At 62.2% G+C, this 23,324-nt stretch carries 20 protein-coding genes; 5 read left to right on the plus strand and 15 right to left on the minus strand.

All coding sequences use genetic code 11. The features are described 5' to 3' along the window. Positions 1-83: 83 nt before the first annotated feature. Complete coding sequence (locus DCO57_RS15870) at positions 84-1,499, minus strand: oligosaccharide flippase family protein (RefSeq protein ID WP_116699890.1); 1,416 nt, start codon at positions 1,497-1,499, stop codon at positions 84-86. After that, on the minus strand, positions 1,499-2,578 hold the full coding sequence (locus DCO57_RS15875) for an endo-1,4-beta-xylanase (RefSeq protein WP_116699891.1): 1,080 nt from the start codon (positions 2,576-2,578) through the stop codon (positions 1,499-1,501). The genes DCO57_RS15870 and DCO57_RS15875 overlap by 1 nt, the downstream gene beginning before the upstream one ends. A 189-nt stretch (positions 2,579-2,767) precedes the next feature. Between DCO57_RS15875 and DCO57_RS15880 the strand changes: the two genes are divergently transcribed. Together DCO57_RS15880 and DCO57_RS15885 are read left to right on the plus strand one after the other, a co-directional pair. Then, positions 2,768-4,144 carry an O-antigen ligase gene (locus tag DCO57_RS15880; protein WP_116699892.1) on the plus strand — a complete coding sequence of 459 codons (1,377 nt, stop codon included), beginning with the start codon at positions 2,768-2,770 and terminating at the stop codon, positions 4,142-4,144. 104 nt (positions 4,145-4,248) lie between these two features. Beyond that, positions 4,249-5,184: a glycosyltransferase family 2 protein gene (locus DCO57_RS15885; protein WP_116699893.1), complete on the plus strand. Its 936-nt coding sequence runs from the start codon at positions 4,249-4,251 to the stop codon at positions 5,182-5,184. On the opposite strand, the gene DCO57_RS15890 is transcribed toward DCO57_RS15885, so the two are convergent. Continuing rightward, a complete protein-coding gene (locus DCO57_RS15890) occupies positions 5,160-6,056 on the minus strand; it encodes a DUF6492 family protein (RefSeq protein ID WP_116699894.1) in 897 nt (298 codons plus the stop codon). The genes DCO57_RS15885 and DCO57_RS15890 overlap by 25 nt on opposite strands. A 194-nt stretch (positions 6,057-6,250) precedes the next feature. Between DCO57_RS15890 and DCO57_RS15895 the strand changes: the two genes are divergently transcribed. Further along, complete coding sequence (locus DCO57_RS15895) at positions 6,251-7,330, plus strand: glycosyltransferase (protein ID WP_116699895.1); 1,080 nt, start codon at positions 6,251-6,253, stop codon at positions 7,328-7,330. Between the two features lie 21 nt (positions 7,331-7,351). Here DCO57_RS15895 and DCO57_RS15900 read toward each other — a convergent pair whose 3' ends face one another. Continuing rightward, positions 7,352-8,152, minus strand: a complete 801-nt coding sequence (locus DCO57_RS15900; RefSeq protein WP_205756179.1) for a WecB/TagA/CpsF family glycosyltransferase — start codon at positions 8,150-8,152, stop codon at positions 7,352-7,354. Between the two features lie 406 nt (positions 8,153-8,558). On the opposite strand from DCO57_RS15900, the gene DCO57_RS15905 reads away from it, so the two are divergent. Continuing rightward, positions 8,559-10,658, plus strand: coding sequence for a GumC family protein (locus DCO57_RS15905; RefSeq protein ID WP_116699896.1), 2,100 nt, complete (start codon positions 8,559-8,561; stop codon positions 10,656-10,658). On the opposite strand, the gene DCO57_RS15910 is transcribed toward DCO57_RS15905, so the two are convergent. The 9 genes from DCO57_RS15910 to DCO57_RS15950 all read right to left on the minus strand — a co-directional run bounded on the left by DCO57_RS15910 (position 10,651) and on the right by DCO57_RS15950 (position 20,137). Further along, complete coding sequence (locus tag DCO57_RS15910; protein ID WP_116699897.1) at positions 10,651-13,092, minus strand: glycoside hydrolase family 2 protein; 2,442 nt, start codon at positions 13,090-13,092, stop codon at positions 10,651-10,653. The two genes, DCO57_RS15905 and DCO57_RS15910, sit on opposite strands and share 8 nt — an antisense overlap. Continuing rightward, the gene (locus DCO57_RS15915; RefSeq protein ID WP_116699898.1) at positions 13,093-14,115 is read right to left on the minus strand and encodes a DUF1839 family protein; all 1,023 of its coding nucleotides are present in this window, start codon (positions 14,113-14,115) and stop codon (positions 13,093-13,095) included. A 16-nt stretch (positions 14,116-14,131) separates the two neighbouring features. Then, a complete protein-coding gene (locus DCO57_RS15920) occupies positions 14,132-15,040 on the minus strand; it encodes an amino acid--[acyl-carrier-protein] ligase (protein WP_116699899.1) in 909 nt (302 codons plus the stop codon). Positions 15,041-15,043: 3 nt separating this feature from the next. Continuing rightward, positions 15,044-16,225, minus strand: a complete 1,182-nt coding sequence (locus tag DCO57_RS15925) for an acyl-CoA dehydrogenase family protein (RefSeq protein ID WP_116699900.1) — start codon at positions 16,223-16,225, stop codon at positions 15,044-15,046. A 3-nt stretch (positions 16,226-16,228) separates the two neighbouring features. Then, positions 16,229-16,477, minus strand: coding sequence for an acyl carrier protein (locus DCO57_RS15930; protein WP_116699949.1), 249 nt, complete (start codon positions 16,475-16,477; stop codon positions 16,229-16,231). A 368-nt stretch (positions 16,478-16,845) separates the two neighbouring features. Beyond that, entirely contained in the window at positions 16,846-17,643 is a 798-nt protein-coding gene (locus tag DCO57_RS15935) for a class I SAM-dependent methyltransferase (RefSeq protein ID WP_116699901.1), read from the minus strand. Further along, positions 17,640-18,692, minus strand: a complete 1,053-nt coding sequence (locus DCO57_RS15940) for a glycosyltransferase family 4 protein (RefSeq protein WP_116699902.1) — start codon at positions 18,690-18,692, stop codon at positions 17,640-17,642. The genes DCO57_RS15935 and DCO57_RS15940 overlap by 4 nt, the downstream gene beginning before the upstream one ends. A 6-nt stretch (positions 18,693-18,698) precedes the next feature. After that, positions 18,699-19,097 (minus strand): 6-carboxytetrahydropterin synthase, encoded by a 399-nt coding sequence (locus DCO57_RS15945; RefSeq protein WP_116699903.1) that lies wholly within the window; start codon positions 19,095-19,097, stop codon positions 18,699-18,701. Between the two features lie 47 nt (positions 19,098-19,144). Beyond that, positions 19,145-20,137 (minus strand): zinc-binding alcohol dehydrogenase, encoded by a 993-nt coding sequence (locus DCO57_RS15950; protein ID WP_244287957.1) that lies wholly within the window; start codon positions 20,135-20,137, stop codon positions 19,145-19,147. Between the two features lie 137 nt (positions 20,138-20,274). Between DCO57_RS15950 and mdoH the strand changes: the two genes are divergently transcribed. Then, positions 20,275-22,074, plus strand: a complete 1,800-nt coding sequence (mdoH, locus tag DCO57_RS15955; protein WP_208977981.1) for a glucans biosynthesis glucosyltransferase MdoH — start codon at positions 20,275-20,277, stop codon at positions 22,072-22,074. 107 nt (positions 22,075-22,181) lie between these two features. Here mdoH and ptsN read toward each other — a convergent pair whose 3' ends face one another. Together ptsN and raiA are read right to left on the minus strand one after the other, a co-directional pair. After that, entirely contained in the window at positions 22,182-22,649 is a 468-nt protein-coding gene (gene ptsN, locus DCO57_RS15960; protein WP_116699906.1) for a PTS IIA-like nitrogen regulatory protein PtsN, read from the minus strand. Between the two features lie 60 nt (positions 22,650-22,709). After that, positions 22,710-23,291, minus strand: coding sequence for a ribosome-associated translation inhibitor RaiA (gene raiA, locus DCO57_RS15965; RefSeq protein WP_116699907.1), 582 nt, complete (start codon positions 23,289-23,291; stop codon positions 22,710-22,712). Positions 23,292-23,324 lie beyond the last annotated feature (33 nt).

Below are 23,324 nucleotides of genomic sequence, written 5' to 3' on the forward strand. Positions count from 1 at the left end.
CGTTCACCATATTTCAGGTCTTTCCAGAACGGGAAGCTAACAACAACGGCAGTTAACAGGGCCCTATCCGGCAAGTGTCCCGATCAAGCCGCCCTGAAGCGGTTTAAAAACACGGCCCGCAAGCCGACGATGTCGAAAAGCATGACAGCACCGATATAGGTCACGGCGCCCGTGAAGACTGGAACGATCAGGTTCAGGAAATCATTGTCCAGCTGAATGCGCAGGGAAAGATATGTCGGGATCGCCATGAACCCGGTTGCCAGACAGATCTTCGCCACCGGCCAGATCACCACGGGGAGGCGATAGGCGTAGCGGCTCAGGTAATAGCCGAACACGACGCCGCAGATTTCGGAGACCACCAGCGAAGCCGCGGCCCCCACAAGGCCGTATATGGGGACGAGAATGAGCATTCCACTGACGCTGAGGGCGAGAATGAAGAGACCCTGAACCCCCATCATGAATGGTTTCTTCGCCAGCTGAAAACTCACATGAATATATTGATAGGTAATGGTGCGGAAAAGCCAGGCGAAGACCAGGATCGGAATCAGCACCGTCGCCGCATCGCGGAAATCCTCTCCGAGAACGAAGGTCGCCAGCCGGCCGGAAGTCAGCGCCATGCCGACGGTTGCCGGCAGGATGAGGGCCATGAGGATCTCGAAACTCTTTCTCATATGCTGGTCTGTGGCTTCGAGCCCGTCGCGCGCGTAAAGCCTGATCGCAATCGGCACCACGGCCGAACCGATGGCGACCCCCATCATGAGGATGATCTGCCTGACGAAATCCGCGGACGCGCCGTAGATGCCGGCGGCGGCTTCGCCCATGAGCGCCACGATCAGTATCCGGTCGAAGAAGGAATGAAGCGTGAAGGCGGCGCCGGACGCGGTCATGGGCAGGCCGAAGCGCAGCATCGTTTTCAGGATCTCGGGATCGAACCCTTTCATCGGCCGTTTCAGGATCGACGGCATGAAAAACACGAGCGTGACGAAATAGCCCCCCGCCACCCCGAGCAGCAGCCCCTCGCCGCCAAGGTCGAACCCGATCACCAGCACACAGGAAATGACAAAGGCCATCGCACTCCGTACGATCATCGAGGACGCGAAAAGTCCGGTTTTCTGATGGGCGCGAAAGATCTCCTGCAAAAACTCGAACAGGCCCACGCCGATCGCGACCAGCAGGGCCTCCATCGCGTAGCTGCTGGACTCCCCGGAAACGAAGACGAAAAGTTCGAAGAAAAAGGGGCTGATGAGGACGATCCCGGCAAAGGCCGCCAGGGCGGTAAGCCGCATGTCGACCTCTTCGCCTTCCGAACTGAAACGGAGCAGGGACGTCTTTATCCAGTTGAAAAGCAGGGAGGAGAAAAGGGTCGCTATCCCGATGCCGACGACATAGATGCCGTATTCATGCGGTGTCAGAACCCGCGTGAACAGCATCACCAGCGCGAAGCCGAACACCGCGGACACCACATTGGCGGTCATGTAGGACGAAACCTGACGGAGCACTATGAACCTGCTCGCGTGAATTCTTGCAGCACCTGCATCATCGCCTTGGGCTGGAAATTCTCGTCAAGTGGCAATGGCCGGTTCAACAGTCCGTCCCGGCGCTTGAACCAGATCGGCACCCAGGTGTATTTGTCCGATATGCCCCATGTCAGGATCGCCTTGGGCTCGACGACATCGCAGATCGCGGTGAGATAATCTCTCACCCTCAAGGCCGCGATCTGATCGCGCACTCCCTGTGCGGCGGGCAGGTTGTTGTCGATGACGTCAAGTTCGGTCACGTAGATATCGAGGCCGAGCCCGCTGACCTCCTCGACAAAGCGCGACAGGCCCTCCTTGTCGATTTCGGCTTCCCCCGTGAGGTGCCCCTGAAGGCCCAGCGCGTGCACGGGGACGTCGCGATCCTTGAGCTCTTTCAGCAGGTCAAGCATCGCCACACGGCGTTGGCGGCAGACTTCGGTCGTCTTCTCGAAATTGAAATCGTTCAGGACGAGCCGGGCATCGGGATCCGTCGCCGCCGCCGTCCTGAAGGCAAGCTCGATGTAGCCCTTGCCCAGGGCCTGAAGCCAGATGGAATCGCGCAGCGGCCCCTCTTTCGCGGGGTCTTCGGAAATCGGCTCGTTGACCACGTCCCAGTTGGGAATACGGCCGCGATAGCGACCGACGACGACTTCGATATGGTGGGTCAGTTCGAATTCGGCCTCGGACGCGGTGATATCCTTCGTCCACTCCGGCAGGGCCGCGTACCAGACCAGCGTATGGCCACGCATGGTCATGCCGTTTGCATCGGCAAAGGCGATCAGACGGTCGGGCTGGTCGAAATTGAAAACCGAGCGGTCCGGACGCAGATCGAACCACTTGAGACCGCCCTCGCCCACCACCTGCTGGCAATAGGTGCGCACGGCAGCCGCATAGTCGGGATCGCTTTCCAGATTGTCGACGCGGATTGCCGCTCCATAGGGAATGGTATTTGTCGCGGCGGCCGCATTCGCGGACAGTCCGACCGGAAAGAGCAGGCTCATGGAGCCGGTGGACGCAAGGCCTGCGCCGAGTGCACCAAGCACAAAATCCCGTCTATGCATCGACTTCGTATCCTTAGCGCCAAGTCGGGAAAAGACCTCGTTCACTTGACGTCAACCCGTCTTTATCGGCGTCGTAACACGGTTATAGGTTGCCTGAAAACTAAATAATCTGACAGGTTAGCGGATGCTTAATCGGAACAGTATCTGCTGGAATGCAGATTCGCATTCGAACGGATTCGATACCGGAAAATGTATAGCGCCACTCCAATCGCGCCACTGCACAGCGCCCCCCATGGTCCGCAAGCACGCGGACGTCCGGGTGCCTGGATCCTGACGGCAGCCCTGTTCCTTGGCGTGTTCTTCTACTTCTGGATCGGTCTTGCTCCCTTCCCGAATCCGAACGCGGCCAATCTGACCACCCCCTATGGTGGCAGTTCCAACCGGTTCAACCAGATTGTCGTCGTGCTCATGTCGGGACTGCTGCTTTTCGTGGTGCTCGGCAAGTCCAACCGCCGGTTTCTCCTGTGTCCGCGCAGTCTCCTTCTGGCCATCGTGGCATGGTTTGCCTTTGCCAGCCTGTTCGCCGGCGATCCGGGCACAGCCTTCCGCCGGATCGTGTTTGCGATTCTCGTGTGCGGCTGCGGCAGCGCCATCCTGCTGTTGCCGAGATCGCGCGAACAGTTCACGACGCTTGTCTGCATCGCACTGACGGTCGTCATCGGGATGGCCTATTACGGCGTTGCCCTCCTGCCGCATCTTGCCATCCACCAGGCCAGCGATGCTCTGGAACAGCAGCTGGCGGGCGACTGGCGCGGTCACATGGGGCACAAGAACGTTGCGGCTGCCGCCATGGTGTTCTCGATCTTTTTCGGTCTTTATATCTCGCGGGCCAGATCCACCCTGCTCGGCGCCATGATCGTCCTTCTGGCGACCGTCTTTCTCTGGAAATCCGGCAGCAAGACCTCCTTTGCCATGCTTCCCCTGATCCTGCTCCTGAGCTGGGTCTTCGAAACGTTCCGGATCCTGCGCCCGGTCATCATCGTCGGCGGGCTTGTCACCGTGAACACCCTGCTGATATCGGCAGCCATGTCGGAAAGCGTCCAGCAACTGCTGGCGTCCGCCGGGGTCGATCCGACGTTCACCGACAGGACAGCGATCTGGAACATCGCCCTCAATGCGATCGGCCAGAGTCCGATCACCGGCTACGGATACCAGTCCTTCTGGCAGACCGAGGCCCTGTTCCGAAGCGGGTATTCCCTCTATTCCTGGGCAGTGACCGCCGCCAATGCCCACAACGGCTACCTGGAACAATTCGTCAATGCCGGCATCCCGGGCTTCCTGCTCGTCGTCACCTGGCTGGTGTTTCTGCCCATCCGATATGCGAACAAGGCCCTTGCAGGCGACAATGATCCGCTTCTCACCCGCCTGTTCCTTCGCATCTGGATGTTCTCGCTGTTCTTTGCCTGCCTCGAAAGTCCGTTTTTCGGCAATTCCGGCCCCGTCTGGTTCACCATGCTCATCGGTGTCTTCGGCCTGCGATTGCAGGCCCATGCCTGTCTGATCTGCGCGCTGCCGGACAGGGTGCGCAGCAGGGCGCAAGGCGGACTGGCGACAAACACACGTTAACGTCTTGCCTGTTATGACACCGGTAAAGTTGCCGGGAGATGCCGCCTCAGCAGGCGCGTTTCCCGGCAGCGCAAGGGTTCACCTCCATGGGATCGATGGCTTGCATGTCCGACCAAACGAAAATCGAAGCCGTTGTCTGCATACCGACATTCCGCCGGCCGGACTGGCTGGCCCGCACGCTGGCATCCCTGGCGGAGCAGACCGCCGATTTCCGCTTTGCCATCGTCGTCGTCGACAATGACGCCGCCAATCCGCTGGGAAGGAATGTCGCCAGGTCGTTTTTCGAAACCCATTCCATTGCGAATGTGGTTGTCACCGAGGAGAACCAGGGAAACTGCTACGCGATCAACAGGGCCTTCAGCGAAGCCCTGAAGGCGTTCCCCGAAGCCGGTTTCCTTCTCATGATCGATGACGACGAAACGGCCGCGCCGTGCTGGCTGGCCGAAATGGTCGGTCTTGCGCGGCGGGAGGCTGCCGATATCGTCGGCGGACCGGTCCTGCGCCGTTTCGAAGGTGCGGTGCCGGACGAGGTGCGCAGGCATCCGCTGTTCCTGTCCATCGACGGGACGACCCGGGAAATCGACCAGCTTCACGGTTCGGGGAACTGCCTGATCCGGCGGCACGTCTTCGACAAACTGGGCGCGCCGTTCTTCGACCTCCGCTTCAATTTCCTGGGCGGCGGCGACATGGACTTCTTCACCCGATGCCGCCGGGCAGGCTTCAGGACCTTCTGGAATTCACGGGCCGAGATACAGGAATTCGTGCCGCCGGAACGCACGACAGCCAGATTCCTGATGACCCGATCCATCCGAACCGGGTCGATAAACTACATGGTCGACAGGTCGAACGGCATGTCCGCGGCGGTGGCCTGTGCCAAGACCGCGGCAAGTCTCGGACTGGGTGTCCTGCGTTCAATAGCGGTTCTTGTCCGGACACGGCAGCTGCTTCCCGCCAGTCATCCGTTGCTCCTTCCGGTGGGCCGCGCCTATGCGGCGCTCGGCTGTCTGCCCGCCCCCTACAAGGCGCCGGACGCGGCCTGAGCGGCCGGTTCCGCCAGGGCGACCTCGCGAATGATCCGCAGCGGTGTCGCCGTATGGGACTGTATGGTGATGGCGTGCTGGGAAGGCTGCAGCCCCTCCATGAAGGAGATCAGCCCGGCCTTGTCCAGTTGCGGACCTCCCCAGTAGGTGAGGCAGTGGCTTACGCAGGTTCGTTCGTGGCGCGCGGCAAGGACCGGATCGCTGGCAACGGCAATGCCGTAGATCAGGTATTCGGAAAAATGCCGCTGACGGGCGAGCCCGACCCACCACGGACAGCCGCACACGGATTCAATGCGTGCCAGCAGCCCCTTCACGGTTTCCCGCTCCCAGACGATCATGGGGCCGATGAAATCATCTCCCGGCAATGCCGGGATCTCCAGTCCCAGGATCCTGTGCGCGTTGCGCCACCACCGCACATGATGCGGCCGGGACGGATTGATGTCGCCAGGCGAATGGAAAAGCGGAGACTTCGGCTGTCCGGCGAGCTGCCCCAGATCCGTCGGCCTGCAGAAAACCCCGTCGGAATCCATGAACAGGACACGGTCGCTTTGCTGCGCCGCAGCCATCGCGAACTTGCGCAGCTGCTGCAGGTGCCAGCCGTAGACGGGCAATCGGATGCGCGGCGACCACCAGTATCGCCGCCCACGCCATTTCGGCAACGGCAAGAGCCTCGGCAGCAGCTGCGAAGACGGCACAACCGTCCTGGCCGGGCCCGACAGATGCCTGAAGATATCGAGATCCTCGTCTCCGACCACGATGAAGTGATGCTCGTATCCGGTCACGAAGCGGTCAATCGTTTCGCAGAGCAATTCGCAGCGCTGCAGGTCGTTGCTGTAGCTCGGCGTGACGATCGAGACCGATGGCGTTTGCATAGTGGCTCCCAGCGCCGGCGACGGCGCATTGCGGGGACCGGGCCGTGAGGTTTCTGTCTGCCCGGTGCCGTCCGCGGATTTCGGGTTGTCCCGTTTCCGGTTTACATGTGAACACTTCTTCTAAACATCTTCTTTATATCCATGGTTTCAATACCGAAGCGATATTGCCGTGGTCCCGTTCGCAAAGTCTGGATATGCCCTCTCCCCGTTACCTCGTCATGATCTCGGACGCTGAACAAACCTGCGGCGTCGAGGAGTTTTCCAGGCTTCTGGCCCGCAGGCTCGGCGCACGGGCGGCAACACATGTGCTCGGTTTCGATCCCGCCGGGCTGCTGCGGGGCCTGAAAGGATCGGACGCGCTGATCCTGAATTTCCCGATGGTCGCCTGGAAGAAGAAACTTCTGGAGCCCACACTGGCGGCTCTTGCCGCAAGGATCTCAGGGAAACGCGCCGTCGTGATCCTGCACGAATGGGCCGCACTCGACTGGAAGCGGCGGGTCGTGCTGGCGCCTGTCGTGCTGCTGGCGAGCGAACTCTGCTTTTCGGCCCCGGAAATCGCCGCAGAATTCGCGGCAAGCCGGCTCGCGCGCCTTGCCTCCCGGCGCAGGACGGTCCTCCCCATTCCACCCAACCTGACGGCACCCGACAAACTGACGCCCGGCGCCTTTTCCGCGCGTCTGGCAAGGGAGCGTGCAGGCGGACGGATGATCCTGGGGCAGTTCGGCTCGATCTATCCGCAAAAGCAGGTGGGGTCTCTCCTCGCGGTGGCCGCGGACCTTCGGGCGCGGGGCAAGGATATTTTCGTGGCCTTTGCCGGATCCTTCATCAAGGGTCAGGACACGGTCGAGAAGGACTTCTTTGCCGAGGTTGAGCGGTTGGGGCTGTCGGACAGGGTCGCCGTAAGCGGTTTCATCGAGAGCGATGCGGAACTCTTCGCGATCTTCGGCGAGATCGACGTTTTCTGCTACCTGCTGCCGGACGGACTGACCTCGCGGCGCGGCAGCATTCTGGCGGCGGCCGCTTCCGGCAAACCGGTCGTCGTCAACGCACCGGCCAATCCCGGCGCCCTCGATCATCACCGGCTGTTTCAGCGTCTGATCGAAACCGGAGGACTCCGTTTGATCCCGACCGGCGCGAATGCCGGCGCGGCAGCCGAAGCCGTTCTGACGGCCGGACAGGCAACCTCCGGGGCCACCGATCTGGCCGGGGAAATCGACGCGCTCTGGCGCGATGCGGTCGCGAAAATCGATGCCTGTGTCCGCGACCGGGCATGAGGCCGGGACGCGCTTCGTCCACTATCTGGAGTTTCGCAGGATCTCCCGCAGGGCGATCGGGTTGGTGACGAGATACCGCCGGGCCAGACGACGTGGCTCCAGGATGGTTCGATAAAGCCACTCCAGGCCGCATTTCTGCATCCACTGGGGAGCCCGGCTGTTTTTCCCCGACAGGAAGTCGAAGAGACCGCCGCTGGTCTTGATCACCCCGACGCCGTGCAGTCTGTGCAGATTGCGGACAACGAATTCCTGCTCGCGCGGCACACCGAGCCCCACCCACAGAATGTCTGGCTTCAGCCGGTTGATTTCCTCGACAACCGCCTTTTCCTGATCGTGCGAAAAATAGCCGTTGCCCCGACCTGCGAATTTCAGCTTCGGGTAAAGAGCCTGCATCCGATCCACGGCCAACTTGTTGACCTCTTCGTGCGCGCCGAGAAAATAGAAACTGAGACCGGCAGACTCGGCCTTGTCGGCAACCGCATGGACAAGATCCGTGGTGGCCACACGCTCGCTCAGGGCATTGCTGGCCACATGGCGCGACAAAAGCACCATGGGCATGCCATCGGCATGGATCTGGTCCGCGCGCAGCAGAAGTTTCCTGAAGTCCTGATCCTTCGCCGCCATGGCAATGACCTGACCGTTGGCCGACGTGGAATAATAGGGAAGGCGGTCGCCGCTCCTGGCCTCGCGTGCAAGCCGGACAAATTGCTCGGCCGTTTCCCGCATCCCGATGTTCGCAATGGGAAGTCCGCCAAGCACTGTTGCTGCCTGGGGTCGCGTTGAACCGGATTGCGGCCGTTGTTCGGCTTCGGACAGGATCATTCAGTTCCAGAACTCTTGACGGGAAAACCGGGTCACCGACCCGAACTGTCCCAAGCCTTAGCACGCCTGAAGTTAAATGCGGGTTAGGAATGGGGAAAAGGTCGTACAAAATTCCGTAATTCTTACGCTGTAAGCAATGTCAGGTGCCGGTCCCTGTCGGCGGACGGGCAGCCGCCATGATTTGACCGAAATGTTCCCGTCACATTCCCGCGGCGTTGCGGATCGGCGCGCCCGGCCTTTTCCCGAGAGGAAACACGTCCCGACAGACTGCCTTCGACCGGGGGCGGTGAATGGCAGGACCGTTTCACGGGCTCCCATTAGGCAGTTGCTAACCATGTTGGATTATTCTATCGGGATGAACAAACTTGACATTCCAGCAAATTCGCACGCGAGACAGGACGGGTAAGTGTCAGAAAACGCGCCCACATTTCGGGACATTCTGAATCTTCTGACCGAATTCCGGCGCAAGATCTGGATCGTGCTTGCATGCGCGGTCGCGGGCGCGGTCCTGGCGGCCGCCATCTCCATCAGCCTGAAGCCGATCTATCGGGCATCCACACAGGTTCTCATCGACCCGTCCGTGCGCCAGCCCTTCGAGGACCGGAGCGCACCGGCACGCTATCTGGAAGACACCTTTGTCGTCGACAGCCAGGTGACCGTGCTGCAGTCCTCCTCCGTCCTGAGGAATGTCGTCACGAATCTCAATCTGACGGAAGATCCGGAATTCGGTGAAAAGCCGGCCGGCCAGGGATTTCTGAGCTCGCTTTTCGGCGGATCGGCGCAACGCTCTCCGGAAACGCAGGAAGCAATCGCAAACAGCGCGGTGCAGGCGCTTCGCGATGCCATGTCCGTCAGCCGCGAAGGCCTGACCTTCGTCATCAATGTGGCGGTGGATGCGGGATCGCCGGTCCAGGCTGCGATCCTGTCCAACGCCATTGTCGAAACCTATATCAACGACCAGGTGGGACAGGTCTCCAATGTCGGACGCACGGTCGAGGAAAAGATCGGCGACAGGCTCAAGATCCTGAGAGAACAGCTTCGCGAGGCCGAAGCCAGGGTCGAGGCCTTCAAGGCCAAGAACAATCTGCAATCCACCGACCAGAACGGACTTCTGACGGATCAGGAACTGGCGGAGCTCAACACCCAACTCACGGAACAGAAGGCCGCGCTAGCCGCCGCCGAAGCCAAGGCCTCCGAAATCCGGCGGATGGTGGATGCCGGCGCAAGTCTCGATGCGCTTGCCGATGTAACCGCGTCCCAGACGGTTGCCAACCTGCGCCAGCAGTATGCGACTGTCGCCCGTGCGGAGGCGAACCTTTCCGCCGAGCTGCTGCCCTCTCATCCGGACCTGATCCGGGCCCGTGCCCAGACCCGGGAAATCCGCGAACAGATCGAAGCCGAAGTCCGCCGCGTCGCCAGCACCGCGCAACTTGAAGCGGATGTCCTGCGCGATCGCGTCGCCAAGCTGGAAATCCAGCTCGATACGGTGCGCTCGAGGTCAAATCTCGACCAGCAATCGCGCATCGAATTGCAGGAACTGCAGATCGAGGCGGACACCAACAGAACGCTTTATGAAAATCTGCTGAGCCGGACCAAGGAAATCACCGAGATCGATCAGATCAGCATTCCGCATGCACGGATCATCTCGCCGGCAATTCCACCGACCTCTCCGGTCTGGCCGAAAAAGAAGATCCTTGTGGCTCTGGGACTCATTGCCGGCGGCATGATCGGCACTCTGCTGGCAATCGGCCGTTCGGCGTTTTCCCTTTGCCTGCGCTATCTTCTTTATCCGCGACCGGATGCCGCCTTTGCGCCGGTGGAGGCTGCCGCCCCCCTCGCCGCTCCGGCAACGCTTTCGCCCAGCCCCCCTCAACAGCAGCTTGCCCGGCAGCCGGACCCCGAGGCTCTGGCGGTGTCCTATCTGCCCCGGTTGCCCTCGCAAGGGCACCCTGAAGACATGGACACGGAAGAACTGCTGGCCTCGCTCTGGGACTTCAAGGGCGGAGCCACAGACCGCGAAATGCGGCCCTACTGGAAGGCCGTCTTCACCATCCTCAAGAAACTGCAGTCCGAGCGCGTCGACGGATTCGCAAGCACGGTCATCGTCACCAGCGTCGACGGCCGGCACAACATGGCGGCCCTGTCGGTCGTTTTCGCTGCGGCCAGCCTGAAGAATTTCCGGGTTCTGCTCGTCGACAACAACACGGCGGCCGAGCGGCTCTCGCCGAACATGCCGAGCCAGCCGCACCCGACGACAGATCTCAACGACGCCGTCAAACTGGCGGATCTCGACATCGACTTCCTCAGCCTCACCCATGGGCGGCGAAAATATCAGGATGACTCGAAGGGCAGCTATCAGGTGCTGAACAGATCCGGTCTGGATCCCGAATTCGACCTCATCGTCATTTCCGAATCGCCCATGGCCTCGCCGCAGGTCGAAGCGGTTCTGCAGGATGCGGCCGATCATGTGATCGTGTCCGTGGAACGGCAGACGGCGCTTAGCTGAACGCGACTGTTCCCGCGCGGTTCAGTGCCGAAACGGCGCCGGCAGGACGGGTCCCTGCATCCGCTTGCGGATCGGGCCGCAGTCCAATCCGGCGGGTCCTGCCCGGGGCCAGATGAAACCAGTTGTCCGAGGGCCGGAAAGGATCGACGCGGATATTCACCCAGCGGAGCATCCGGTCCGTCTGCAGGTCCAGCCACCAGACATCGTCCTCGTCCTGTCGGAGCGCGGCGACCAGTTCCGCCGACGACCCCGACGACTGGGCGACGGGCGGAAAATGAAACGCTTCCACCAGTATCTCTTCCGTCTCCGCATCCTGCATCCGCACCACCGTCACATCATGGGAGGGAGGGCCGAAGCGGTAGGCATAGGTGACGTCGAAAAAGGCTCCGATCAGGTCGGCGGCGTTGAGGGTCCGGGCGCTGTGGGGGGCCAGGAGAAGTTCCTTTTTTCCCGAGACCACCGGCACCCGGCCGTCCTTCAGGCAGTCGAGCGACAGCGTAACCGCCTTTTCCCGGGACCGCTCGTTGATGACGTGGAGGGCAAGCCCGCTGGTGCCTTCGTCGGTCAGTGACAGCTGGAGAGGACGGAAAGCCCGCTTCAGCGCGTAACAGGCCGGTTTCGGCCGTCCGGACGCCTCGACCACGCCCCAGCCGGCCCCCGCCGCCAGATCCTGAAAGGTCCACACCAGGGCACCCTGACAGGAGGAGCCCGGCCGGCGCCACTCGGCAAATGTCTGTTCCATGACCTCACCGGTCACCGCACGGCCAAGATCCAGATAGCGATCCGGGTCTCCAAAGCGCAGGGTCGCCGGATCCAGCCCGTGGAGCGTCTTGAGGTAGTGATCGCGCACGTCCTCGAAATCCCAGCCCGCGCCGCGATCCCGCGGCACGCGCGCTTTCCAGCGCGGATCGTGGCCGGGTCTGACGCCGGGCAGCTCCGCGTCCAGGCTTGCCTGATCGGGGATGTTGGAAAAGGCCAGGCACTCGGCGGCAAAGCGGACATTGGCCCGGCGGGCATCCTCCAGCGGGCGCAGATAGGCGCCGACACCATAATAATGGGCGATGCCCTCCTCCGGAGAGAACGGCAGCACGCCGCCGCAGGGAGAATTCGGCACATAGGGAACGTCCGGGCGGAACCGGCCCGCCAACTCCGGCAGGATCTCTTCGCAAAGCGGTCCCTTCCAGCGCGCTTCCGGCAGGCCCATCATGGCCCCCTGCTGAAAGATCTCGCTGCCGCCGCACAGCACCGCCAGCGACGGGCAGCCCTGCGTGCGCGCGAGCTGATCGCGGATCTCGGCGCGAATCTCGCGAATGAATCCGTCGTCCTTGACCGGGTAGTCGTAATTGGCGAACTGAAAATCCTGCCAGACCAGCAGGCCGAGTTCGTCGCAGATGTCGAAGAACGCCCTGGTCTCGTAGAGCATGGTGCCGCCGATGCGCAGCATGTTCATGCCCGCGTCGCGGGCCGTCTCCAGAAGCGCGCGGTAGCTGTCCACATCGCCGGACAGATTGAGCAGATCCGCACAGGTCCACACGGCGCCACGGCAGAAGACGGACACGCCGTTGACCTTCAGCCCGAAGCCCTTGCCGTCCGCACCGTGATCCACCTCCAGACGGCGAAAACCGGTTCGACCGAGGGAGAATTTCCGCTCTCCCACCAGGAGTGAGACGTCATACAGCGCGGGATCACCGTGGGTATGCGGCATCCAGGGGGTGACATCCTCCGGCCGCAGCACTGCCGTCCAGGTGCCGTCCTCCTGAAGGGTCATCGCCCTGGTGCTTCCGGCACAGGAAAGCACAGGCGTGCCTGCGGCGTTTTCCAGCTTCAGCGAAACCGTCAGTGTCGCGCTGCCGTCCGGCGCCAGGTCGGCGAGAACATGCTTGTCGGTGATCCGGGGCGTATCGGCAGGTTCGAGACGGATCGGCCGGTAGGGACCGACGGCGTGAATTTCCGGACACCAGCCGGGCATGTGACCCAGCAGCGTCGTGCGGATCAGGCGCAGGCCCTGGGAGGTTGCCAGTTGCGGTTTCCAGCGGGCGCGCGGGCCCCTGGCATCCAGATGCGGTGCCAGCGCCCGGAAGCGGATTTCCAGCCTGTTGCTTGCGCACAGGTCGGCTTCGGCCTCGTAGGTCCGGAACATGTTCCGGCTCTCCAGAAGGCGTTCGCCGTTGAGCCAGACCTCGGCAATCGTCGCAAGACCGTCGAACGACAGCCGGTAGCGGCCCGGTTCGGTGTCGAATTCCGTCCGGTACCAGGCGTCGCGGTCATGAAGCGGTTGCGGGTTCTGCGGGTCGTACCGGCCGGCGGCGGCAAGGGCGCCGGCAACGGTTCCGGGAACCATTGCCGGGACCCAGTCACTCGGCTCCGCCCCGGTGTCCGCAGAACCGGCTTCGCTCAACGCGAGGGTCCATTGCGCTGCGGAAAAACCGGTCATTCAGACACCGACAGCGCTGACGACGGGCGCGACATCCGCCTTGCCCGCGCCGTAACGGCCGTCGAGAAGCCGCATCAGGTTGTCCCAGGCGGTCACCGCGGGCAGCAGGCCTTCGTCAAGGCCCTGGAATTTCTTGCGCATGACCGCACGGGCCAGCTTGAACTGAACCGTCTTGCAGGTGGTGGAAATCGCCCTGGCCTCGGCAGACGCCTCCTCAAGTCCCGGCCGTCCCTGGGCGGTCAGCCAGTCCAGATAGGAAGAAAACAGCTCGAAATTCGCGCCGAGCTGGCGCAGCGTGTTGAAGGCATAGAGATGGAAGAAGCCGAAATCGCGCTCGCTCACCCTTTCCACCTGCCCGGGAAATACCCGGGCAAAGGCCGCGACCGGATTTTCGGCGGGCCGGCGTTTCAGATGGCGGCGGAGCAGGTCTTCGGAAACCGACAGGACATGCTCATGCGAGGGCATTTCCTCGGGAAACTTCACGAACTCGGCATAGGGCAAAAAGGCAACCGGCTTTTCGTGCGCGCCGCGCTGGAACACGCCATCGAAATCATCGCCTTCCAGCCGGTGCAGGCCCAGGCCGTGGAAATAGTCCATCGTCCGGTTTTCCGGATCCATCCGGTTGACGGCGACGGTCGTCTTGCCGTGAAACTCGTGATAGCCGACGCCCTGGGTATCGGGGAGGAAGTAGCTGTCCACCTCGACCAGCGACAGGCGCCCGCGTCCGATCTGGTGCAGAATATGGTTCTCCACCCGGTCGTAGATCGCCAGTTCCGTGACCTTCAGGCCGTAGAGCGCTTCCAGATCCTCAAGCGGCACCTTGAAGAAGGTGAACTGGTCGCCCTCGAAGTCCTGGGTGACCGCATGGGCGAAACAGGCTTCCGGCGGCAGCCCGAGGGACGGCAGCACTTCTATCCAGACATCGAGATAGCAATTGGTTTCCGGCCAGTCCCGGTCCTGCGCATGCAGGGGACTGCGCACATAGCGGGCCGCGTCCAGATTTTCAAAGACAGCATCTTTCATCGGGTGTTCGATCCTCTCAGCCCCAAAGGGCCGACCTGACGCCGTCGGGCCAGCGGGCAGTGTCGAACCCGTGATGGCGGAAAAGAGCAAGGGCAATCCGCTCGAGGCCGAAACCGACGCAGGCGGTGTGCGCGGGCGAACCGTCCGCCTGACGGATGTCCCAGGCCTTGCCGAAATTGTCCATGTGATAGTTGAAGCTCATGCAGGCGGTCGGCTTTTCTTCCGTGGTGATCGGAACCAGCATCTCGAACTTCAGTTCCTGCTCGCGCTGACCGGAGGCCATGATCTTGCCGGCGCGCCCGAAGAAAGGATCGTTGGCGACATCCACGTGATGTGGCAGTTCCAGCCGTTTCATCATGTCCTGACCGCGTTCCTTCCAGGTTTCCCGGAAGGCCATCGTCTGCTCCGGCGAGCCGACACGCACATATTCGCGCTGCCGGAACATCTGCATCCGCGCCGGGTCCTTCGAGGGCTCGTGACGGAAGCAGTAGGACTGAAGGGCGACATAGGCGCCTTCCTGCGGCAGGGATCCTCGCCGGGACAGGATCGGATAGAGCGGATAGCAGGCAGCGGGCGTGAGCGCGACCTGGGTCGGCTTCTGATGCTTCGACCAGTCATCCCCCGCGGCAATGCATTGCAACAGTCCCATATGGTCGTGATCGTTGCCGCAAAAGGCGTGAACCGTGCCGGCAAGCTGGGGGAAGCTCTTCATGTAGCCGCTGGTCTCGAAGTCCTGCATGGTCATGCCCGGAGGAAAGACCATGGCTTCGGAAATTTCGTCCCGGCCGTAGCTCAGGGCAAAGGTTTCGAACCGCGAGATCACGTCCTCGAATTCACCGCTGCGGGCATAAAGACCGTCGACACCGCTGTCGTGCAGCACGCCTTCGGCGAAAAGCTGGTCCAGAAAAGAGACTTGCGCGTCCATGGTTTACCCCAAAAGGCTGGTGTCTTGCTTGTTGACCAGCAGCATCGTCGACGTGTTGCCCAGAATCCGGTCATTGGAAATCATCAGCTGGGCCGAATGCGCATCGCGCAGGTGACGGCCGAGGCTGAAGGGCGTGCCGTTCTTGTATCCGGCAATGCCGCAGATCAGCATGCAGTGATTGATGATGGTCAGGATGGTCTGCGACGTCCCGATCTTCACATTGTTCATGGCAACGGAAAAGCTCATGGCGTTCAGGGCATCGCCATCGCCCTTGCACTCCGCGAACTGCTTGAGGCCGGCCACCACATTGGCCTTCACCAGCTGCAGCAGGCTGGAGGCTTCCGCAAGACGCAGGGCGCCGGGAGGCATCTGGCCGGGAGACTTGCGCGCCGCCGCCTTCACGAAGCTCTGGGCGCGCGCCACCGCGTCGGCGGCAATTCCGTACCAGAGCGCGCCCCACAGAAGGTGAGACACGGCCAGCATGGACTGGGCGGCTATTTCCGCGAAGGGACGCGGCAGGATCTGGACGGCCGGGGCTTCTGCCTTGAAGATATATCCTTCCGAACAGGTGCCGCGCATGCCGAGGGTGTCCCACACACTTGTCCGCTCCAGCGTGTACTGGTCCTTCAGGAAGACCGTCGCGACCTGATCGGAATGGGCCGCATCCGGATTGCGGCGGGAGGTCACCATGATGGCATCGGCCTCGGCACCGTAGGAAATCACGGTCGCATCCTTGGTCAGCCGCGCGGTCTCTCCCTCCACCTCGATGGCGCACAGGGAATTGCGCAGATTGCCGCCGATGCCCGCCTCGCTGGTGGCGGAGGCGATCAGCAGCTGTTCTTCGCAGATGCGTTTCTGAAAGGATTCATGCCAGGCACTGCCGAGCGCGTAGTCGGAAAGACTGGCGACCTGGATCTGGTGCATGGCGTAGGTCATGGCGGTCGATGCGCAGGCCTGCCCCAGAATCGCGCATATGTCGGCGATCTCGGTCATGGTCGCACCTTCGCCGCCGAATTCCGGACGGATCAGGATGCCCATCAGGCGCTCTGCCTTGAGGGCGTCCATGCCCTCGGACGGAAAGCGGCCCTCGACATCCACCCGGTCGGCGTATTCAGCGGCAATTCCGGCGGCACGCCTGGCGCGCTCGGTCAGCCCCATGGCGGTAACCCTGCTGGCGGCGGTCATGAATCAGGCCGCCTGCTCTTCGCGAATTTCCGTCAGCGCGGCGGCAATTGCCTCAACAGAAGAAAACGACTTGCGATTCAGCAGATGCTCGGGAAACTCGATATCGAATTCCTCTTCCAGAGCCAGCATCACCTGAACCGATGCGAAGGAAGACAGACCGGCGTCATAGAGGTCCGCATTGTCATCGATGCTTTCAATCGCGACAGGCAGGTTGCCGTGTTTCGCCAGAAGGGTCCGAATAGCCTGTTTCATGTCAATCCTTGCCATTGCTGCCGGTTCACCGTGAACCGATGACTATGTTGAGAAGCTCTATTTTTCGCAAAAAAAGAATAAACTGTACTTAAGGGGCATGGTAAAAAATTACAAATCAACTTTGGTTAAATTTTGTTAAGTAAATAAAGCGTAAACAACCGTGCACGCGCTCGATAAATTAATTTGTATTCCTGCGTGTCAGGGCAAATATCCATAAAACCGTATTTTCAGATGCGCTGCAATGCTCAGACCATGCTGCCCAAAACGCCCTCCCGGCGAAAAGGCTGTGACGGAGCGCGGTGGCGATGTGCATAGGACAGCTGCTTCGCCAACGCGCGGTCCTGTGCCCCCGGCCGCCTTCAGGACTCCTATGCGGGGAAAGCCGCGAAATCGAGGTGGCCGACTTCCGCGTGAAGCTCTCCTGAACGGATCTTGTTCTGGCGGTCACGCCACCAGGCCTCCAGAGCCGTCTTGTCCAGCCCGGTTTCCCGGCCGACCCGAACCCAGCCCTGCAGGAATTCCTGCAGAAAGCCGGAGGCAGCGGAGCCCGCCTGCCAGTCGGACGGTCCCCGAACCACCCTGTATCCCCGGTCTTCAAAAAGTCCGGCCGCCCGGGCCGCCGCATCCGGGCCGAGCGCCGGGCCGAAGCCCTTGTCGGATTTCTGGTGTGCGTTCAGGGAGGCGCACATCTCGGCGTCAAAAGGATGGGACGGTTCGAACGCGGTGCGCCCGTCGTAGGTCAGGCTGGCAAGAAAGGGCTTTCCGGACCGGACAATCCGGTCCGTGAGGCGGAGCAGGAATTCGTCGGAGACAAGATCGAGAAAAGCCGATGTCGTGACGGCCTCCACATCCGCGAGCGGCAGCCCCTCCAGATCGCCGGCAAGATCGACCTGCCGGGTTTCAACCCCGCTTGCTGCTCCTCTGTCCCAGCGCGCGGCCGCCACCTCGAGCAGGGCCGGATCATGATCGGTGAGCAGCCAGTTCACCGGCTGGCGAAACTTTCCCTGCAGGGCGGCGATTGTCGACCCGGCGCCACTGGCCAGATCCAGAATCCGAAGGGGCCTTTCAGGCAGCTGCGCCAGGAAGGCCTCTTCCACGCCGGCGTTTCTGGCCGCCAGGTCGAGAGGCTCGCGCAGGGCCAGCCATTCAGACGAAAATCCGCTCATAGGGCAAGCTCCTGCAGGGTTTGCGCAAATTGCGCGGCGGCATCCCGCCAGTCGGGCAGTCCTTCGGCGGCGGTCCGGGCCGCCTGCGCCATACGCGCGCGCGCGCCGGCATCACCGATCAGCAGTTCCAGCGCCTCCCGGAGTGCCGGGACGTTCTCGATGCCGCAATAGATCGCCGCACCGTCGGGCAATGTCTCGCGGACGGCGCCGCCCCCGCTGCCGATCACCGGCAGGCCGTGGGCCAATGCTTCCGTATAGGCCATTCCATATCCCTCATAGCGGCTGGCAAGCACGAAGATGTCCGCGTTGCGGTAAAAGCCGCTCAGCGCGTCCGGCGGGACAGCCCCGTGAAACGTGATCCTGCCGGCAAGGTGCATGTCGCCGATCTGCTGCAACAGCGCGCGGTAACACTGCGGATCCGACTCCAGGCCGCCGACGATCTCCAGATGCCAGTTGCGCTCCCGCATTCCGGAGAGGGCCTGAAACAGGAGGTCATAGCCTTTTCTTGCAACGACGGTCCCCACGGACAGCAGTCTCACGCCGTCCGCGGGTTCGCGCGCTATGGTGCCGGGGCGATCGGTGCCGGGAAGAACAACGGATATCCGCTGCGCCGGGTAACCGAACAGGTCCGCCACCTGGCGGGCGGTTGCCGGACTGGTCACGATCACATGCCGGGCGAAGGCAAGCGCCCTGTGCTCACTTTCGCGCAGGGCCTGCGCCTGCCCATCCGTCAGGCCGTTTTCCAGACACAGCGGGTGGTGCACCAGGGCGACCAGGGACAGGTGCTGGTCCAGCGCCGCCGCAGCCGCGGCCATGGCGCCGAAGGCCAGGCCGTCGATCACCACGCGGGACCCCTGGGGCAGTGCCGCGAGCCGCTTTTCCGCCGCGACCAGCGTTTGCGCGGACGGGGCGGGAAATCCCTCCCCGAGAGGCACAAGCTCCACCTGCCAGCCGAGATCCCGCAATCCGGCGATGATGCGGCGGTCATAGCCATAGCCGCCGGTCGGCGTGTCGAGATTGCCCGGGAAGGCGAGGAAGAGCTGGTTCATGCCGGGTCAGATCGCGGCTTCGTACCAGGCGCGGGCAACGTGGGATTCCGAAATCGTCACCCGGATGGCCCCCAGGTCGCGCCCCGGACGGCCGAGCCGGTCCTCCCGGGCGGCTTTCGCCAGATGGTCGTGAATATGGCGGGTGAGGAATTCCGTCGTCGTGTTGGTTCCAGCAAAGGCGGGCACCTCGTCGAGATTCTTGTAGTTGAGCGGCTCGAGCACTTCCTTCAGGGCCTCATGTGCCCGGCCGATGTCGATGACCACGCCGTTCTCGTCGAGCGTTTCGGCCAGAAAAGCCGCGTCGATGACGAAGGTCGCGCCATGAAGCGCCTGAGCGGGACCGAACAGCGCTCCCTTGAAGGAATGGGCGATCATGACGTGGTCGCGGACTTCAACTGCATACATTTGGATGGATCCTGACATTAAAAAGGAAGGGACGAGGTGAGACCGGATCAGCCCGGGCTGCCGTCATAGACGACAACCGCAGTGAGCACATCCGAAGCCTTGTCCAGCAGGGTCGGCAGTTGCGCGGGCAGATCCGGAAATAAAACCCGATGACTGATCAGCCGGTCCAGAGCCGAATCCTGCAGCAGGGACAGGGCCGTTTCCAACCGGCGCCGGTAGGTCCAGCGGGCCTGCCGCTCTGCGGGAATGGTGCCGACCTGGCTGGAGATCAGCTTCAGGCGACGGCAATGGAAATCGGCGCCGAGCGGCGCCAGCACGTCGCGGTCGCCATACCAGCTCATTTCGACAACGCTGGTCCCGTCCCCGGCGCAGGCCAGCGCCGTTGCCAGGCCGGCCGAGCTGGCGCTGGTGTGAAACACCAGATCCTGGCCGCGCGGTGCGTGTCCGGGGAGCGCGAATTCCAGACCCAGCTCCGCAGCCGTTCGTGACCGTGCGGCATTCGTGTCGACCAGCGTCACCCGCGTCGCGGGAATCCTGCTTGCCAGATAGGCGGTCAACAATCCGACCACCCCGCCGCCAACCACGCAGATGTGATCCCCAGGTGATGGTTTTCCGTCCCATAAAGCGTTGATCGCGGTTTCCATATTGGACGCCAGAACGGCTCTTTCGGCCGGAATGCCGGCCGGAACGGGCACGCAGGCACTGGATGGGAGAACAAAGACATCTTGATGCGGATAGAGCGAAAAAACGATGCGGTCGACAAGGGCGGGATCCCCTTCCAGCACCCTGCCGACATTGGCGTAACCGTATTTCACCGGAAAGGGAAAGTCTCCGGCCTGAAAAGGTGCCCGCATCCGCTGCCATTCGCTTTCGGGAACTTCTCCGCGCAAGACGAGGCCTTCCGTGCCCCGGCTGATACCGCTGAAGAGAGTTCGAACCAGAACCTCGCCGGCCTGCGGTCTTTCGCATGGCGCGGCATCGATTGCGCATTGCGCCGGGCCGGTATACCAGAGCGCCTGAGACCGGGGTGTGTCGTCCATCACCGCCATAATTCCGCTCTTCCTTTACGGTTCATGATCATCCACGCAGCCTCTGTCAACGTAGGGACACTTTGACATGCGCACTATCGCCATGATCGCCCTGATTGGAAGTCAAAAAAATGTTTCGGGTCTTTGACATGACTTTTTCCGACAAAGCGGCTCTCCGCATGACCCTCCGGCGCGTGATTTTCTCCACGCTCGTCATCGTGAGCTTCATCGGCCTTACCGCGCTGATGGCGGTCACGCTTTCACCCGGCGGATATTCCGCACTCGATCTGGTGATCCTGCTCTGTTTCACTGTAACACTGCCGTGGACCATCATCGGCTTCTGGAACGCGGTCATCGGACTGCTGGTGATGCGTCTTGCCCGGGATCCCGTCGAAACCGTCTGCCCGATCGAGCCGGGCGAGGGTCCGCTCACATGCTCCACGGCGCTTCTGTCCTGCATTCGCGACGAGGACGTCGACAGTCTGGAAACCAGCCTCGGCGCCATGGCGTCCCATCTGGTCCGGGCGGGCCAGCCGGAGCAGTTCGCCCTGTATGTGCTCAGCGACACGTCGATGGACGATATCGCCCGGCAGGAACAGGAAATGGCTGCGCGTCTTGCCGAACGGTTTCAGGGCCAGATGGCGGTGCACTACCGGCGGCGCGCGGAGAACACCGGCTACAAGGCCGGTAACATCGAGGACTTCTGCCACAGCTGGGGCGACAGGCACGATTTCGCTCTGGTGCTGGACGCGGACAGCTACATGTCGGCGGAGGCGATTACAGGTCTCGTCAGGCGCATGGAAGCCAATCCCCGGGTCGGCATCCTGCAGAGCCTCGTGGTCGGATTGCCGACCGAAAGCGCCTTTGCCCGTGTGTTCCAGTTCGGCATGCGGCTGGGCATGCGCTCCTATACGATCGGCAGTGCCTGGTGGCAGGGCGATTGCGGCCCCTACTGGGGCCACAATGCAATCCTGCGGCTGAAGCCGTTCGCCGACCATTGCAAGCTGCCGGTCCTGCCCGGAAAAGGGCCGCTGGCCGGTCCGATCCTGTCGCACGACCAGGTGGAAGCCGTGCTGATGCGCCGCGCCGGATATGAAGTGCGCGTCCTGCCGCTGGAGACCGGCAGCTATGAGGTCAATCCACCGCATCTGCTGGAATTCATCCGGCGCGACCTGCGCTGGTGCCAGGGCAACCTGCAATACCGCCGCCTTCTGGCCATGCCCGGACTGAAGGCGGTCAGCCGCGTACAGCTCTTTCTGGCCATCCTCATGTTCCTGGGGTCGCCGGCATGGATCGGCTTCATGACCGCAGCAGCGGTGCTCGGAATGGTGGCGGAGGAAGCCCCCTATCGCGCGGACACCGGCGCCATGGTGTTCTTCACCGTGCTGACCATGGTGTTTGCCGCCAAGCTGGCCACGGTCGCAGATGTCCTGGCCCGGTCGGACATGCGCAAGGCCTTCGGCGGTCCGGTCCGCATCCTGATCAGCGTCTTTACGGAAATTCTCTATGCGGCCATGCTCGCACCGGTCATGGCCGTTTCCCACACCCTGTTCATGGGCGGGCTTGTCTTCGGCAAGACAATTGGCTGGGGCGCCCAGGCACGGGGCGTCACGCGACTGCCGGTTCTGCTTGCTGCCCGCAAGCTGTGGCCGCAGACCCTGTTCGGACTGGCCGGGCTTGCCTGGATCGCGGGACAGCAGATCGGGCTTGTGTGGCCGGTCATCCCGGTCGCCATCGGCCCGTTGCTGGCCATAGCAATCGCCGTCGCGACCTCAACTCCGACCCTCGGTGCACTGGCCCTGCGCTCCACCTTGTGGCGCATCCCCGAAGAAACCGCACCGCCTTCAGAGCTTGGGGAACTTCACCTGGCCGCGCTTTCAAAAAGCCGTCCTGTGGGCGCCGCGCAGCAGGACCTCGTTCAGGGCGACGTCACCCCTGTGAAAGCCTGAACCGCGACAGCAAACGCTCTTGGGTCCGGGAGGCCGCGCTTCGCGGTTTCGAGGGTCTCATGCCGGCTCAAGGCATCTGACACCAAGCGTTTCCGGCTGTCCGGAAATCAGGCCGCGTTGGACGATGCCAACGGCTGGGTCAGGAATTCGTAGATCGCTGCCGGGTCGGAAGAGGCGCGAATGCCCTGTGTCACGACCGTGTCCCTGAGCTGACGCGCGATCCTTGCCAGGGCCTTGAGATGATCGGCGCCGGCGCCTTCCGGCGCGAGCAGCAGAAAGATCAGATCGACCGGCTCGTCATCGAGGGAATCGAATTCCACCGGCTTCTTGAGCTTCGCGAACAGGCCGACCAGCCTGTCGAGGCGAATGAGCTTGCCGTGCGGGATGGCGATGCCGTGGCCGACACCGGTAGAGCCCAGACGCTCGCGCTGCAGGAGTGTGTCGAAAATTTCACGTTCGGAAAGACCGGTCAGCTCCGCTGCCCTGGACGCCAGTTCCTGGATAGCCTGCTTCTTGCTTTTGGCCTTCAGGTCGGCAATGACCGCATCTTTACCCAGAAGATCACCAAGATCCATTCGTTCGCCTACAAGTTTCGGAAGCCGGCTTCCGAAGGGAAGCCGGCCTCGTCCGCATCCTTATTCGGCGGCCACGTTGGCCACCAGCGCCGGGTCGATCCAGCCAATATTGCCGTCCGACCGGCGATAAACAACATTGACACCGCCATTTGCCGCATTTTTGAACATGACAACCGGTGCTTCGGTCAGATCCAGCTCCATGACCGCCATGCCGACGGTCATTGTCTTAACTTTCGCGGAAGTCTCGGCAATGACGAGCGGATTGAAATCCACCGGCACTTCCTCGTCCTCTTCCGGCGAAGCGAGCACATAGGATGCCGCCTCCATCGCCTCACGGCCATTGTGGCTGTGATGGTCCTTCAGCTTGCGCTTGTAACGCCGCAACCTTTTTTCGATCTTTTCCGCCGCAAGATCGAAACTGTTGCGCGGATCCTGGTCCTGCGCAGACACCTGGAGCAGTATCCCGGTGTCCAGATGCAGGTTGCACTCCGACTTGAAGCCTGTGCCCTCCCTGCTGAGGGTAACGTGGCCTGTGTAGCCGCCCGTGAAGTATTTTGACAGGGCATCTTCAATTCGGTCTGTGATGTGGACGCGCAGTGCGTCGCCGACATCGACATTCTTACCCGAAATCCGCAAAGCCATGGGGACCTCTTCTTTTTCTATTGACCGACAGGT

Origin of the sequence: Labrenzia sp. 011 (genome assembly GCF_003075075.1) — a bacterium.
Classification (GTDB): Bacteria; Pseudomonadota; Alphaproteobacteria; order Rhizobiales; family Stappiaceae; genus Roseibium.

Excerpts from the sequence above, each read along its gene's own strand:
- DCO57_RS15875 (WP_116699891.1), bottom strand. The coding sequence starts at position 2,578 with ATGCATAGACGGGATTTTGTGCTTGGTGCACTCGGCGCAGGCCTTGCG.
- DCO57_RS15935 (WP_116699901.1), bottom strand. The coding sequence starts at position 17,643 with ATGAGCGGATTTTCGTCTGAATGGCTGGCCCTGCGCGAGCCTCTCGAC.
- DCO57_RS15940 (WP_116699902.1), bottom strand. The coding sequence starts at position 18,692 with ATGAACCAGCTCTTCCTCGCCTTCCCGGGCAATCTCGACACGCCGACC.
- DCO57_RS15885 (WP_116699893.1), top strand. The coding sequence starts at position 4,249 with ATGTCCGACCAAACGAAAATCGAAGCCGTTGTCTGCATACCGACATTC.
- DCO57_RS15930 (WP_116699949.1), bottom strand. The coding sequence starts at position 16,477 with ATGAAACAGGCTATTCGGACCCTTCTGGCGAAACACGGCAACCTGCCT.
- DCO57_RS15945 (WP_116699903.1), bottom strand. The coding sequence starts at position 19,097 with ATGTATGCAGTTGAAGTCCGCGACCACGTCATGATCGCCCATTCCTTC.
- ptsN (WP_116699906.1), bottom strand. The coding sequence starts at position 22,649 with ATGGATCTTGGTGATCTTCTGGGTAAAGATGCGGTCATTGCCGACCTG.
- DCO57_RS15950 (WP_244287957.1), bottom strand. The coding sequence starts at position 20,137 with ATGGACGACACACCCCGGTCTCAGGCGCTCTGGTATACCGGCCCGGCG.
- DCO57_RS15895 (WP_116699895.1), top strand. The coding sequence starts at position 6,251 with ATGCCCTCTCCCCGTTACCTCGTCATGATCTCGGACGCTGAACAAACC.
- DCO57_RS15900 (WP_205756179.1), bottom strand. The coding sequence starts at position 8,152 with ATGATCCTGTCCGAAGCCGAACAACGGCCGCAATCCGGTTCAACGCGA.
- DCO57_RS15910 (WP_116699897.1), bottom strand. The coding sequence starts at position 13,092 with ATGACCGGTTTTTCCGCAGCGCAATGGACCCTCGCGTTGAGCGAAGCC.
- DCO57_RS15915 (WP_116699898.1), bottom strand. The coding sequence starts at position 14,115 with ATGAAAGATGCTGTCTTTGAAAATCTGGACGCGGCCCGCTATGTGCGC.
- DCO57_RS15890 (WP_116699894.1), bottom strand. The coding sequence starts at position 6,056 with ATGCAAACGCCATCGGTCTCGATCGTCACGCCGAGCTACAGCAACGAC.
- DCO57_RS15920 (WP_116699899.1), bottom strand. The coding sequence starts at position 15,040 with ATGGACGCGCAAGTCTCTTTTCTGGACCAGCTTTTCGCCGAAGGCGTG.
- raiA (WP_116699907.1), bottom strand. The coding sequence starts at position 23,291 with ATGGCTTTGCGGATTTCGGGTAAGAATGTCGATGTCGGCGACGCACTG.
- DCO57_RS15925 (WP_116699900.1), bottom strand. The coding sequence starts at position 16,225 with ATGACCGCCGCCAGCAGGGTTACCGCCATGGGGCTGACCGAGCGCGCC.
- mdoH (WP_208977981.1), top strand. The coding sequence starts at position 20,275 with ATGACTTTTTCCGACAAAGCGGCTCTCCGCATGACCCTCCGGCGCGTG.
- DCO57_RS15880 (WP_116699892.1), top strand. The coding sequence starts at position 2,768 with ATGTATAGCGCCACTCCAATCGCGCCACTGCACAGCGCCCCCCATGGT.